This window comes from Promicromonospora sp. NPDC060271 (genome assembly GCF_042726755.1).
In the GTDB taxonomy this organism is placed as follows: domain Bacteria; phylum Actinomycetota; class Actinomycetes; order Actinomycetales; family Cellulomonadaceae; genus Promicromonospora.
This window is the reverse complement of the sequence record NZ_JBHXBG010000002.1, coordinates 23,794-35,900: the sequence shown is the minus strand read 5'-3', so window position 1 is coordinate 35,900 and position 12,107 is coordinate 23,794. Positions and strand designations below refer to the sequence as shown.

Below are 12,107 nucleotides of genomic sequence, written 5' to 3'. Positions count from 1 at the left end.
CCTTCCTGGCCCCGAAACGCACAAATAGCCAGCACTCAACGAAGCCGGGGTCAGGTTGTCGGTACCCGGGCCGAGATCTTGGCGATCGCCTCGTCCAGGTACGGGGTCGGGAGACCATGGGACGCCGCTCGGCGGCGGACCGCTCCGCCGATCGCGTCGAGCTCGCCCTCCCGGCCGGCCTCGATGTCGGCCTGCAGCGACGACCGCATGGTGGCCGGGAACCCGCCGAGGATGCCCTGGAGGTCCTCGCCCGTCGTGGGCACGCCCTCGGCGGTGGCCGTCGCCGCGATCTCGGCGAGCAGCCCGGTGGTCAGCCGCGGGTCGCGGGCCAGCGCGTCCCCGATGCTGGTCCCCCAGGCCGAGGTCAGCAGCGCGAGCGGCGCCAGGAAGCGCAGCTTCTTCCACAGCACCTCGGTGTCGGTCCCGCCGGTGAGCACCTCGATCGGGGTGTCCCGCAGGGCGGCGACCAGGCCGAGCTCAGCGGCGTCGTCGGGCACGACCGTCCGCAGCAGGGTCCCGCGGTGACGGACCAGAGCCGGACCGAAGCCGCCCGCGCCGGTCCGCAGCGTCTCGCCGGCGATGGTGGCGCCGACCACCCGCACGCCGGGCAGCGCCGAGCGCAGGACGTCGAGGTGGTCCAGGCCGTTGAGCAGCGACAGCACCTCGACGGGCGCGGCGCCGGCGAGCAGCGCCGCGGCGTCCGCCACCCCCTCCGCCTTGACCGCCACGACCACACGCGCACCGTGCGGAACCTCTGTCGCGGCCCGCAGCGGGGCGTGCCACGTGCCGAACTCGTCGGTCTCGATGTCGAGGCCGTGCTCCGTGACCTGCCGGGCGGTCTTCTCCCGGGCGACCACCACGACGTCGTGCCCCGCCTGCTGCAGCATGGCCGCGACCAGGCCACCGATCGCGCCCGGGCCGATTACCGCGATGAGGTTGTCAGTCATGCGCCACATGCTAGGCAGCCCACCGGCCGCTGATCCGGGCTGGTCTACCCTCTGGACATGGCAGCTGTTGCGCTCGGGGTCCCGTCGGTGCGAGGCGTGCCGCGGCGCGCGGCCACGCCGGGTGGGCGCCCGCGCCCCGCGACACCGCTGCTCGTGGACCGGTACGGGCGCGTCGCACGCGACCTGCGGGTCTCGATCACCACCGCCTGCTCGCTGCGCTGTACGTACTGCATGCCGGCCGAGGGCCTGCCGCTGGTGCCGCGCGACGAGCTGATGACGCCGGAGGAGATCGGCCGGCTGGTCGGCATCGGCGTGCGCGACCTCGGTATCCGCGACATCCGGTTCACCGGCGGCGAGCCGCTCATGCGGCGCGACCTGGAGGAGATCATCGGCGCGGCGCGGACGGCGGCGGACGACGCGATGGCAGCGCTCCGGCCGGGCACGACGGCGGCCGCCCCGGCTGCGGACGCCCCGGCTTCGGCTGAACGCGTCCGCATCGCCATGACCTCCAACGCCCTCGGGCTCGACAAGCGCGTCGACGCGCTGGTCGCGGCCGGGCTCGACCGCGTCAACGTCTCGCTCGACACCGTGGACCGGGCGGCGTTCGCGACCCTGACCCGCCGCGACCGCCTCGACGACGTGCTGACGGGCATCCGCGCGGCGCTCGCAGCGGGCCTGGCACCCGTCAAGATCAACGCGGTGCTCCTGCCCGAGACCCTGACGGGCGCCGCCGACCTGCTCGCCTGGGCCGTCGAGCACGGCTGCAACCTGCGCTTCATCGAGGAGATGCCGCTCGACGCGGACGGGCGGTGGACGCGCGACGACGTCGTGAGTGCCGCCGACCTGCTGGGCGTGCTGGAGTCCCGCTTCAGGCTGACTCCGGCCGGCCGCGAGGACCCGTCGGCCCCCGCCGAGGAGTGGCTGGTCGACGACGGTCCCGCGACCGTCGGGATCATCGCGTCGGTGACCCGGTCCTTCTGCGGGGCGTGCGACCGCACCCGGCTGACCGCCGAGGGCACCGTCCGCTCGTGCCTGTTCGGCAACGAGGAGACCGACCTCAAGGCCCTGCTGCGCAACGGCGCGACGGACGACGAGGTGGGCGACACCTGGCGCGCGGCGATGTGGGCCAAGCCCCGCGCGCACGGCAGCGACGCCGTCGAGCTGGCGGCCGACGCGTTCGCCCGGACCGAGCGCAGCATGGGCGCCATCGGCGGCTGACGCTTCCCCAGGTCGTGGCTGGTCAGGGGCGACGCGTGGGCGTGGTTGAATTTCGGCGTGAGTACAGCGACCGAACGGCCGCACCGCATCATGATCGTGACCGACGCCTGGGAGCCGCAGGTGAACGGCGTCGCCACGGCGCTCTCCCGCACGGTCGCCGAGCTACGTCGCATGGGCTGTGCCGTCGAGGTGGTGACGCCGTGGGACGGCTACCGGACCATCCCCCTGATCAGCTACTCCGAGATCCGCGTGCCGATCATGGCCCGCGACGACGTCGAGCGGCGGTTCCTGGAGTTCGCGCCCGACGCCGTGCACATCGCGACGGAGGGTCCGCTCGGCTGGTACGCACGCGCCGTCTGCGACCACTTCGGCTTCCCCTTCACCTCCAGCTATCACACGCAGTTCCCCGAGTACCTGACCGCCCGCTGGTCGTGGATCCCGCTCTGGGCCGGCTACCGGTACATGCGCAGGTTCCACGGCAAGTCCGGCGCCGTGCTGGTGACGACGCCGACCATGCGCGCGCAACTCACCCGGTGGCGCATCAGCAACGTGACGCCGTGGAGTCTCGGGGTGGACATCGAGCAGTTCCACCCCGGTCGCCGGGCGGCGACGGCGGAGCCCGGCCGGGGCCGCGGGGTGTACGGCGACCTGCCCGGGCCCGTCTTCCTGTACGTGGGGCGGCTGGCCGTGGAGAAGAACGTCCAGGCGTTCCTCGACCTCGACCTGCCGGGCTCGAAGGTCGTGGTCGGCGACGGACCGGCCAGGGCCGACCTGGAGGCCGACCACCCCGACGCGCACTTCCGGGGACGCCGTTCCGGCGAGGACCTGGCGCAGCACTTCGCCGACGCGGACGTCCTCGTCTTCCCGAGCCGCACCGACACGTTCGGCCTGGTCATCCTGGAGGCGATGGCGTCGGGCACCCCCGTGGCCGGCTTCGACGCGCCCGGCCCGCGCGACCTCATCCCGGGTTCCGGCGCGGGCGCCGTCGACGAGGACCTGCGGGCCGCCTGCCTCGCCGCACTGGAGTGCTCACGCGAGGAGACGCGCCGGTACGCCGAGCTCTTCTCGTGGCGGGCGTGCGCCGAGGCGTTCTACGCCCAGCTCGACGTGCCGCCCCCGCCGGTGCGCGAGCGCATCTGGCGACGGGGCATGCAGCGGCTGCCTGCCATCAACCTGAGCGTGCCCAGCCTGACCAGCTTCACCGTGACCGGCCTGTCGATGCCGAGCCTGACGCTCCGGTCGGCGCGTGACCTGACCCAGCGGATGCATCCGGCCCGGCTCCCCGAGCTGCTGCCGGACCGGATGCCCGGCAGCGACACGGTCCGCAGGGCGGCCACGCGCATGCGCCGGATCGCTACAGGCCGACCCACTCGGACTCGCCGTCCGTGAACTGCTGCCTCTTCCAGATCGGCACCTCGGCCTTGATGCGCTCCACCAGCAGGGAGCACGCCTCGAACGCCTCCTTGCGGTGCCCGGCCGACGCCGCGGCGACGAGCGCGACGTCCCCCACCACGAGGTGCCCGACCCGGTGGGTCGCCGCGACCCGCAGCCCCGTCTCGGCGGCCACCGCCTGGCACACTTTTTGCAGGACGTCCGTGGCGGAGGGGTGGGCCTCGTAGTCGAGGCTCGTGACGTCCCGGCCGCCGTCGTCGTCGCGGACCACGCCGCGGAACGTCACCACCGCGCCGCACTCCGGGGCCGCGACCGCCGCCTCGACGGCCCGCCCGACGGCGTCGTCGAGCACGTCCTGCGTCACCCGCACCACCTGGTCCATCAGCACTCCTTCGTCTGCGCCGAGCGCGTCTGCGCCCAGCGCGTCTGCGCCCAGCGCCTGTCGGGCGCCGGCGTCCGGCCCGGCGTCAGAGCGGCCACGTCATCACCTCGGCGCCCTCGTCGAGCCTAGTCGCGGCGGCGGGGACGTCGATCAGCACGTCCGCGGCCGCCATCGACGCCACGAGGTGCGACCCCGGCCCGCCGACGACGGCGACCCGCGCCCCGGCGCCGGCGTCGTCCACCCAGCGGCCCCGCAGGAGCTGACGCCGCCCGGCCGGTGAGACGACGGCGTCGTCGAGCACCGCCGGAACCTGCCGCACGGGCAAGAGGCCGCCAGCCTGCCGCAGGAGGTCGCGGAGGAACACGACGAACGAGACCTGGGCGCTGACCGGGTTGCCGGGGAAGGCGAGCACGGGCCGGCCCGCGAACCGCCCGAGGCCCTGCGGTCCGCCTGGCTGCATAGCCACCGAGCGGAACGCGACCTCCGGCAGCGCGTCCTTGACCACCTCGTAGGCACCCTGGCTGACGCCGCCGGTCGTGAGCACGAGGTCGCACAGCGCCGCCGCGCGCTCCAGGCCCGCGCGCACGACCTCGGGGTCGTCGGGGACGGTCAGGCGCAGGCCCACCTGCCCGCCCGCCGCGAGGACGGCGGCCGCGAGCGCCGGGCCGTTGGCGTCCCAGATCTGGCCGGGGCCGGGCTCGTCGCCGGGTCCGACGAGCTCGCTCCCGGTTGACACGACGGCCACCGAGACCGGCACGCGGACCGTCAGCCGCGCGATACCGCAGGCCGCGGCGGCCGCCACGTGGTGCGGCGCCAGCACCGTCCCGGCGCGCAGCACCACGGCGCCCTGGGCGACGTCGGAGCCGGGCTCCCTGACGAACTCCCCGGCCTGCCGCCCGCGGGCGATCTCGACGCTCGTCGCTGAGCCGTGCGGAGCGCCGTCGTCGCGGGTGCCGTCCCCGCGGGCGTGGTTGAACGTCACATGGTCCGTGTCCTCGACGGGGACCACCGCGTCGGCGCCGGCCGGTACGGGTGCGCCGGTCATGATCCGGACCGCGGTGCCCGGCTCCAGCGGCGCGGGCTCGCCCGGCGCCGCGGCGACGTCCCCCACGACGGGCAGGGTCACGGGCGCGCCGGGCCCCGCCGAGGCGACGTCCGCCGCGCGGACCGCGAAGCCGTCCATCTGCGAGTTGCGGAAGCGCGGCAGCGGCCCCGGGGCGAGGACGTCGCTCGCGAGCACCCGCCCGAGCGCGCCCTCGTGGACGGACACCTCCTCGGTGGGCCGGCCGGCGAGCTCCGCGAGGAGCTCCGCGACGTCGGCCCGGTGCTGTTCCACGTCAACGCGCTCGCTCATGCTCGCAACCTACCCGGGACGCCCCGGGCGGGGCACACCCGCTGCCCTGGCGTCCGGGCGGCCTCCGGCGCCAGAATCGACCATGCACATCCACGCGCTGAGCAACAACGGGACGACGCCCGACGGCGCTCTCGTGCGCCGGGACTCGCAGACCCCGGACGGCCTGCGGATCCTCGACTCGGTACTGGCCATGCGGCCGACACCCTCCGTCGTGCTGCAGGCCAGGCAGCGGGTGGAGTACGACGGCAACATCCGCAACTGGGTGCGCTACTCCACGCAGCGCGAGCCCGGCGGCGTTGACGTCACGTTCGAACGGTCGGACCTGCCGCCCGGTGCGCGGGACGGCGTGCCGTCGTTCGCGCGGTACCTGCTGGTGCTGGAGCTCGCGACGGTCGGCGCGTGGACCGAGTACACCCAGCTCGACGACGCCGACCCGACGCGCACGCGGCAGGCCCTGCTGATCCGCACCGACACGCAGCCGCTCCTCCTGCCCGACGGCGTCTCGACGTCGGCGATGCGCATCGACCAGCTCCTCGACGGCAGCCCCGCCAACGCGTTCTGGTGCGACAGCTTCGGCGTGCTCCAGGCCGACTACATCGAGACGTTCCCCGACGGCACCCAGATCAGCGGCATCTCGTGGCGCACGACCTGGGAGGGCATAGTGCCCTGGCTCGACACCGAGGTGCGGGACGCGCTCGACGCCTCGGGCATCCTGGCGTAGCCGGGCAGCCTGGCCCAGCGGGCGGCCCGGCGCCCTGGCCCGGCTCGCGGCGTGACCCGCCTAGCGGTGCACGTGCGCCCGGTGGCCGACCGCCGCCGAGACGTCCTGCTCCGCCACGGCGAGCAGCCGGTCGGCCAGCCGCCGCAGCGCCCGGCCGGCGGCGATCTCGTCGCCGATCAGCGGTACCTCCGCGTCCCCGGGCGACTTCCTCGCGTGCCCGACGGCGCGCAGCGCGTCCGGCGGGCCGTTCGTCACCGTCGCCTCCGCCGTCGTGCTGCCACCCGACTCGACCACGGTGATCCGCACGTCCCAGGTGAGCGCCCTGGCCTGCCGGGGCTGCTCGCGCCACTCGTCCGAGCCGGCCTCGACCTGGGCGTCGACGATCGTGTCGGAGCCGGGGTAGACGAGCGTCTCCTCGCCGGTGTCGGACCATCTGACCCGGTAGGGCGGCGAGCCGTCGTCGTGGGGACACTCGGTCACCACGCCGTCGCGCACCACGCCGCCGACCACTCCCGAGGCCGTGACTATCCGGTCGCCAACCGCTGCCTTCATGGGGTCCTCCTCGCGTCGCTGCGATCGGTTCCATCATCTCCCCCTTTCGCCCGCCGTGTCGGACGCACCGGTAACTCGCACGACATCGGCGCTTGACGCGTGCGTGCGATTCTGAAGCTCAGGCAGGTGCTCGGACGAGGGAGGTGCGCCGGATGCGGGATCTGCTGCCGCGGCTGCTGGGCTGGTGGCGCGCCGACGAGCACGTCGCGGTCGCCACGGTGGTGCGCACCTTCCGGTCGGCGCCGCGCGCGCCGGGCGCCGCGATGGCCGTCGGGCCGGGCGGCGAGGTGATCGGCTCGGTGTCCGGGGGCTGCGTCGAGGGCGCGGTGTACGACCTGTGCCTGGAGGTCGCCGAGACCGGGCGGCCCGTCCTCGTGCGGTACGGCGTCTCCTCCGATGCCGCCGTCGAGGTGGGCCTGACCTGCGGCGGGACCATCGAGGTATTCGTCGCCCCGCTCTCGCGCACCGCCTGGCCGGACTTCGAGTCCTTCGCCGCACAGGTCCTGGGCACCGGCCTCGCGCTGCCCGACGACGGCCCGCGCGCCTCAGGCGTCTGCCTCGCCACGGTCATCGCCACTGCCGCGGGCGCGGACGGCGGCCCGGACGCGAACGCCGACGTCGACATGCTGGGCGGGCACCTCACGGTCGCGGCCGCGCAGCACCCGGCGACGACGAGTCCGCTCCTGGCGGCGGTCGCCGCCGACGCCGTCGGGCAGATCGCCACCGGCGCCTCCGCCGTCCGGGAGTACGGGCCGCGCGGCGAGCGCACCGGGACGGGGACGCGCGTGTTCCTCCAGGTCTTCGCGCCGCGCCCGCGTCTGCTGGTGTTCGGCGCCATCGACTTCGCCGCGGCCATGGTGCGCGCCGGGCGGCTGCTCGGCTATCGCGTGACGGTGTGCGACGCGCGCCCGGTCTTCGCGACGCCGGCCCGCTTCCCGGAGGCCGACGACGTCGTCGTCGACTGGCCGCACCGGTACCTCGCCGCGGAGATCGAGGCGGGGCGGGTCACCGAGCACGACGCCGTGTGCGTGCTGACGCACGACCCGAAGTTCGACGTGCCGCTGTTGCGCACGGCCCTCACCGAGCTGCCGGCCGGGACTTACGTGGGCGCGATGGGCTCGCGCCGGGCGCACACGGAACGGGAGGCCCGGCTGATCGAGGACGGCGTACCGGCCGCGGCCCTCGCGCGGCTGCGCAGCCCGATCGGCCTGGACCTCGGCGCACGGACCCCGGACGAGACCGCCGTCTCGATCGCCGCCGAGATGATCGCCGCCCGCTCGTGCGCCTCGGCACGGCCGCTGCGCGAGACGGACGGCCCGATCCACGGCTGACGCCGTATTGTCGGACCCGATCCGCTGTTACTCGGGCGACCGCCGTGGAAGGAGACCGCGCAGGGCGCCCTCGTACTGGACAAGGTCGCTCTCTACGGTGCTGCGGATCAGCTGCGGGTCGATGTACTCGTAAGCGTGCGCGATGCGGTTCCGTGTCGACCAGATTGCTTTCCACATTGGCCCGAAGGCCTGTGCACGGGCCTCCGCGCTCAACTTGGCAGCCACTTCGATCGAAGCTCCAAGCCGAAGACATACGGCGTCGAATAGCACCGGATCGTCCATCGTGCCCTGCTTGAGATAGGACTTCAGAACATCGAGATGATGTAGCGCAGACTCGACATGGCGCTGGTCCTTGTCGATCACAGCGGGATTGCCTCGACTGTCTCGGCGACGCTCTCGCGCAACGCCCGAGCGATCACTACGTCGACCTCACGTCCCAGCATCTCCTTGAGTTCGCTCTCCAGCGCGCCGATCGCGAACATGCCGACCCCCGGGTCAAGGTCGACGAGCAGGTCGACATCCGACTCTTCGGTGTCCTCACCCCGCGCCACCGACCCGAAGACACGGACGTTGCGCACGCCGTGACGTGCGGCGGCATCCACGATCTCATCGCGTCGGTCACGGAGCAGCAGCGTCAGCAGCGGCACAGGACCGTGCACATGATCACTGCCGCCGCTCTCCGCTTCGAGCCTCAGCAACCGAGCGATCTCTGGCTGACTACGACCGAGCGCAAGTCCGATCCTGCGCTGGCTCCAGCCCAGATCTCGTGCCTGGCTCGCCGCAACGACCAGTTCCCTTGTCGCCGCCGCCCGTAGGTCGCCGGCATGGCGACTCGTTCGCCGAAGGTGTTCCACAAAGGCGCGCTCGACCGCTGATGCACCGTCCGTTCGTCGTTCCACGGGGAACCACCTCCTGATAGGAGATGCTATCAGGAGCGTCGACTCCCCCGCAGCGTCCTAGGCTGCGGGCATGCCAGCGCACGTACAGACCGTCGTCCCGCCCAGGCTCCGTTCCGGCGACACCCTCCGGGTGGTAGCGCCCGCGCGGTCCCGGACGATGATCATGGAGCACGACAACACCCGGTGGATCGACGAGCGGTTCGCCGCCATGGGCCTCACCCTCACGTTCGGCGAGCACGTCGACGAGGACGACCAGTTCCGCAGCAGCACCATCGAGCACCGGGCCGCGGACCTGCACGCGGCGTTCGCCGACCCGGACGTCGCCGGGATCCTCACCGTGATCGGCGGCTTCAACAGCAACGAGCTGCTCCCCCACCTCGACTTCGACCTGATCGCCGCCAACCCGAAGGTGTTCTGCGGCTACTCGGACATCACCGCGCTGCAGAACGCGATCCTCGCCCGCACCGGTCTGGTCACGTACTCGGGCCCGCACTGGTCGAGCTGGGGCATGCGCGACCACTTCGAGCCCACCGGGGACTGGTTCCGCGCGGCGGTCATGAGCGATGCCCCGATCGCCGTCGAACCCGCGAAAGCCTGGACCGACGACCTGTGGTTCGCCGACCAGGACGCCCGCACCCCCGTGCCGAACGAGGGCTGGTGGGCACTGCGCCCCGGGCAGACCTCTGGCCGGATCGTCGGCGGCAACCTCGGCACGCTCAACCTGCTGCAGGGCACCGGGTACATGCCGTCGCTCGACGGCGCGCTCCTCTTCCTCGAGGACGACTTCGAGTCGGACGCCGCCCACGTCGCGCGCTGCCTCACGTCCCTGCTCCAGCTGCCGGGCGCGGACGGCGTCACCGGCCTGGTGATCGGCCGGTTCCAGGCGAGCTCGGGCGTGACACGCGCGGCGCTCGACGAGATCGTCGCCCGCCAGCCCGCCCTGCGCGGCAAGCCGGTGCTGGCCGGTGTGGACTTCGGGCACACGAGCCCGCTGCTCACGTTCCCGGTCGGCGGGACGGCGGAGCTGTCGGTCGGGACGGCCGACCGGGGGCCGGGCGCCGCCACTGACGCGACCCTCACGATCACCCGGCACTGACCCGACGTGTCAGACGTTTGGGTCACCCGGGTGACCTGTACGTCTGACACGTCGTCCGCCGTCGGCGAACCCGGAAATTGAGTCGGGTCGACTCAGGTTGAGCCTGGTATCAATCCCATCCGGAGGAGAACACCATGACCACCGTCCTGACCCGTTCGCCGTTCACCCACACGTGGCTCCGCGACCCGTGGAGCCCGCAGTCCGCCGTCGCCCAGGGCCCCGTGCCCGCTGCCGACGTCTACCGCGAGGGTGAAGACCTCGTCGCCCGCCTCGACCTGCCGGGTGTGAACCCGGCCGACGACATCACCGTCGAGGTCGAGGGCCGCAAGCTCGTCGTACGCGGCGAGCGCAAGGACCAGCGCTCGCAGGAGTCCGAGGGCCGCCGTATCTCGGAGGTCCGCTTCGGCTCGTTCCGCCGCACGGTCACGCTGCCGAGGACGGTGGACGGCGACGCCGTCACCGCGTCCTACGACGCCGGCGTGCTGACGGTCACCGTCCCCGGCGTCTTCGCCGGCACGACGCCGCAGCGCATCGAGGTCACGACCGCCGCCTGATCCCCGGCGACCGCACGACGGCGCCCGACCGCACTCGCGGCCGGGCGCCGTCCGCGTTCCACGCGCTCCGGCCCGCCGTGGGACAGCGTCGGGGAAAACCCGTATGTACCGGTCCGCCCGTTGTGCGCCGTGGCACGGCGCCGAATACTTCTCGTGAGCACCGTTTCGTCATCACTCACGCATCGCCCGTGACACACCGGAGTGCACGCGCGACTGCCGCTGCTGTGCCCGTCGCGCGGTTCCGTGCGGCGGGAGAGACATGTTCGCGAAGGAGCGTTCGATGCGTAGCACGAGACACCGCACCACCCGCACCGGCCTGACGGCGGTGGCGGCCCTGACCCTGGTCCTGTCGGCCTCGCTCGTCACCTCCGCCGCGGCGGCACCCAGGGCGTCCGACGGCCGGGCCACGCCGGCGTCGGAGACCGCCGCCGCACAGGACGCCGCGGTCCAGGCCGCAGCCCTGACCTGGTCCGACGAGTTCAACGGCGCCGCGGGCAGCGCGCCCAACGGCGCCAACTGGAACTTCGAGACCGGCGCAGGCGGCTGGGGCAACAACGAGCTGCAGAACTACACGAGCTCCCGGAACAACTCAGCCCTGGACGGCAACGGCAACCTGGTGATCACCGCCCGCCAGGAGGGCGGCGGCTACACCTCCGCCCGGCTCACGACCAAGGGCAAGGTCCAGCCGCAGTACGGTCGCCTGGAGGCGCGGATCAAGATCCCGCGCGGGCAGGGCATCTGGCCCGCGTTCTGGATGCTCGGCGGCCAGTTCCCGGGCACGCCGTGGCCGAACTCGGGTGAGATCGACATCATGGAGAACATCGGCCGCGAGCCCAACCGCGTGCACGGGACGCTGCACGGCCCGGGCTACTCGGGCGCCAACCCCATCACCGGGTCGTACCAGCACCCGCAGAACTGGTCCTTCGCCGACGACTTCCACACCTTCGCGATCGACTGGAGCCCCAACTCGATCACCTGGCTCGTGGACGGGAACGCGTACCAGACCTTCACGCCGGCGAACACGGGCAGCAACCCGTGGGTCTTCAACCAGCCGTTCTTCTTCATCCTGAACGTCGCGGTCGGCGGCAACTGGCCCGGCTACCCCGACGGGAGCACGCAGTTCCCGCAGCAGATGGTCGTCGACTACGTGCGCGTGTACGACTCGACGGGCGGCGGAGGCAGCCGCACGGGCACGATCCGGGCGAGCAACGGCATCTGCCTCGACGTCGCGGGAGCAGCCACGGCGAACGGCACGCCGATCCAGCTCGCGAACTGCAACGGCAACGCCGCCCAGCAGTGGACGGTCGGCACGGACGGCACCGTCCGCGCGCTCGGCAAGTGCCTCGACGTGTCGGGCGGCGGCACCGCGGCGGGCACCGCCGTCCAGCTCTGGGACTGCAACGGCACCGGAGCCCAGCAGTGGGCCTCGACCAGCGGCACGCTGGCGCTGCGCAACCCGCAGTCGGGACGCTGCCTGCAGCCCGTCGGCCGGGTGCAGACCGACGGCACCCGCACCGAGATAGCCAACTGCGACGGGAGCACCGTCCAGCGCTGGACGCTGCCGTAGCGGGCGCCGAACCTCGCCCCCACCCTCCTCGTTGAGTGCTGGGTTTTTTTTTTGAAGGGTGGCCCGTTGGAAAAAAAAAAACCCACAAAAAACA

The 12,107-nt window shown here is 72.9% G+C and carries 13 protein-coding genes; 7 read left to right on the top strand and 6 right to left on the bottom strand.

The window, feature by feature from the left end; translation table 11 throughout:
- Positions 1–50: 50 nt before the first annotated feature.
- Positions 51–947 carry a ketopantoate reductase family protein gene (locus ACFWE2_RS00595; protein ID WP_377222256.1) on the bottom strand — a complete coding sequence of 299 codons (897 nt, stop codon included), beginning with the start codon at positions 945–947 and terminating at the stop codon, positions 51–53.
- A 57-nt stretch (positions 948–1,004) separates the two neighbouring features.
- On the opposite strand from ACFWE2_RS00595, the gene ACFWE2_RS00590 reads away from it, so the two are divergent.
- Complete coding sequence (locus ACFWE2_RS00590; protein ID WP_377222255.1) at positions 1,005–2,165, top strand: GTP 3',8-cyclase MoaA; 1,161 nt, start codon at positions 1,005–1,007, stop codon at positions 2,163–2,165.
- Positions 2,166–2,222: 57 nt separating this feature from the next.
- Positions 2,223–3,554: a glycosyltransferase family 4 protein gene (locus ACFWE2_RS00585; RefSeq protein ID WP_377222254.1), complete on the top strand. Its 1,332-nt coding sequence runs from the start codon at positions 2,223–2,225 to the stop codon at positions 3,552–3,554.
- Here the strand turns inward: ACFWE2_RS00585 and ACFWE2_RS00580 are convergent.
- Positions 3,520–3,939 (bottom strand): molybdenum cofactor biosynthesis protein MoaE, encoded by a 420-nt coding sequence (locus ACFWE2_RS00580; protein ID WP_377222253.1) that lies wholly within the window; start codon positions 3,937–3,939, stop codon positions 3,520–3,522. The two genes, ACFWE2_RS00585 and ACFWE2_RS00580, sit on opposite strands and share 35 nt — an antisense overlap.
- Positions 3,940–4,024: 85 nt before the next feature.
- Entirely contained in the window at positions 4,025–5,293 is a 1,269-nt protein-coding gene (glp, locus tag ACFWE2_RS00575; RefSeq protein ID WP_377222252.1) for a gephyrin-like molybdotransferase Glp, read from the bottom strand.
- A gap of 82 nt (positions 5,294–5,375) precedes the next feature.
- On the opposite strand from glp, the gene ACFWE2_RS00570 reads away from it, so the two are divergent.
- A complete protein-coding gene (locus tag ACFWE2_RS00570) occupies positions 5,376–6,014 on the top strand; it encodes a hypothetical protein (protein ID WP_377222251.1) in 639 nt (212 codons plus the stop codon).
- 60 nt (positions 6,015–6,074) lie between these two features.
- On the opposite strand, the gene ACFWE2_RS00565 is transcribed toward ACFWE2_RS00570, so the two are convergent.
- Positions 6,075–6,566, bottom strand: coding sequence for a dsRBD fold-containing protein (locus ACFWE2_RS00565; protein ID WP_357505405.1), 492 nt, complete (start codon positions 6,564–6,566; stop codon positions 6,075–6,077).
- A 152-nt stretch (positions 6,567–6,718) separates the two neighbouring features.
- On the opposite strand from ACFWE2_RS00565, the gene ACFWE2_RS00560 reads away from it, so the two are divergent.
- Positions 6,719–7,897, top strand: coding sequence for an XdhC family protein (locus ACFWE2_RS00560; protein ID WP_377222250.1), 1,179 nt, complete (start codon positions 6,719–6,721; stop codon positions 7,895–7,897).
- Between the two features lie 27 nt (positions 7,898–7,924).
- Here ACFWE2_RS00560 and ACFWE2_RS00555 read toward each other — a convergent pair whose 3' ends face one another.
- Together ACFWE2_RS00555 and ACFWE2_RS00550 are read right to left on the bottom strand one after the other, a co-directional pair.
- Positions 7,925–8,260 carry a DUF86 domain-containing protein gene (locus tag ACFWE2_RS00555; RefSeq protein ID WP_377222249.1) on the bottom strand — a complete coding sequence of 112 codons (336 nt, stop codon included), beginning with the start codon at positions 8,258–8,260 and terminating at the stop codon, positions 7,925–7,927.
- A complete protein-coding gene (locus tag ACFWE2_RS00550) occupies positions 8,257–8,796 on the bottom strand; it encodes a nucleotidyltransferase family protein (protein WP_377222248.1) in 540 nt (179 codons plus the stop codon). Before ACFWE2_RS00550 ends, ACFWE2_RS00555 begins: the two co-directional genes overlap by 4 nt.
- Positions 8,797–8,866: 70 nt before the next feature.
- On the opposite strand from ACFWE2_RS00550, the gene ACFWE2_RS00545 reads away from it, so the two are divergent.
- From ACFWE2_RS00545 to ACFWE2_RS00535, 3 genes are all read left to right on the top strand, one after another.
- The gene (locus tag ACFWE2_RS00545; protein WP_377222247.1) at positions 8,867–9,892 is read left to right on the top strand and encodes a S66 peptidase family protein; all 1,026 of its coding nucleotides are present in this window, start codon (positions 8,867–8,869) and stop codon (positions 9,890–9,892) included.
- Positions 9,893–10,026: 134 nt separating this feature from the next.
- Positions 10,027–10,446, top strand: coding sequence for an Hsp20/alpha crystallin family protein (locus ACFWE2_RS00540; protein WP_377222246.1), 420 nt, complete (start codon positions 10,027–10,029; stop codon positions 10,444–10,446).
- A 280-nt stretch (positions 10,447–10,726) separates the two neighbouring features.
- On the top strand, positions 10,727–12,013 hold the full coding sequence (locus tag ACFWE2_RS00535) for a family 16 glycosylhydrolase (protein WP_377222245.1): 1,287 nt from the start codon (positions 10,727–10,729) through the stop codon (positions 12,011–12,013).
- Positions 12,014–12,107: the final 94 nt, after the last annotated feature.

Excerpts from the sequence above, each read along its gene's own strand:
- glp (WP_377222252.1), bottom strand. The coding sequence starts at position 5,293 with ATGAGCGAGCGCGTTGACGTGGAACAGCACCGGGCCGACGTCGCGGAG.
- ACFWE2_RS00540 (WP_377222246.1), top strand. The coding sequence starts at position 10,027 with ATGACCACCGTCCTGACCCGTTCGCCGTTCACCCACACGTGGCTCCGC.
- ACFWE2_RS00565 (WP_357505405.1), bottom strand. The coding sequence starts at position 6,566 with ATGAAGGCAGCGGTTGGCGACCGGATAGTCACGGCCTCGGGAGTGGTC.
- ACFWE2_RS00570 (WP_377222251.1), top strand. The coding sequence starts at position 5,376 with ATGCACATCCACGCGCTGAGCAACAACGGGACGACGCCCGACGGCGCT.
- ACFWE2_RS00595 (WP_377222256.1), bottom strand. The coding sequence starts at position 947 with ATGACTGACAACCTCATCGCGGTAATCGGCCCGGGCGCGATCGGTGGC.
- ACFWE2_RS00580 (WP_377222253.1), bottom strand. The coding sequence starts at position 3,939 with ATGGACCAGGTGGTGCGGGTGACGCAGGACGTGCTCGACGACGCCGTC.
- ACFWE2_RS00560 (WP_377222250.1), top strand. The coding sequence starts at position 6,719 with ATGCGGGATCTGCTGCCGCGGCTGCTGGGCTGGTGGCGCGCCGACGAG.
- ACFWE2_RS00590 (WP_377222255.1), top strand. The coding sequence starts at position 1,005 with ATGGCAGCTGTTGCGCTCGGGGTCCCGTCGGTGCGAGGCGTGCCGCGG.
- ACFWE2_RS00545 (WP_377222247.1), top strand. The coding sequence starts at position 8,867 with ATGCCAGCGCACGTACAGACCGTCGTCCCGCCCAGGCTCCGTTCCGGC.
- ACFWE2_RS00535 (WP_377222245.1), top strand. The coding sequence starts at position 10,727 with ATGCGTAGCACGAGACACCGCACCACCCGCACCGGCCTGACGGCGGTG.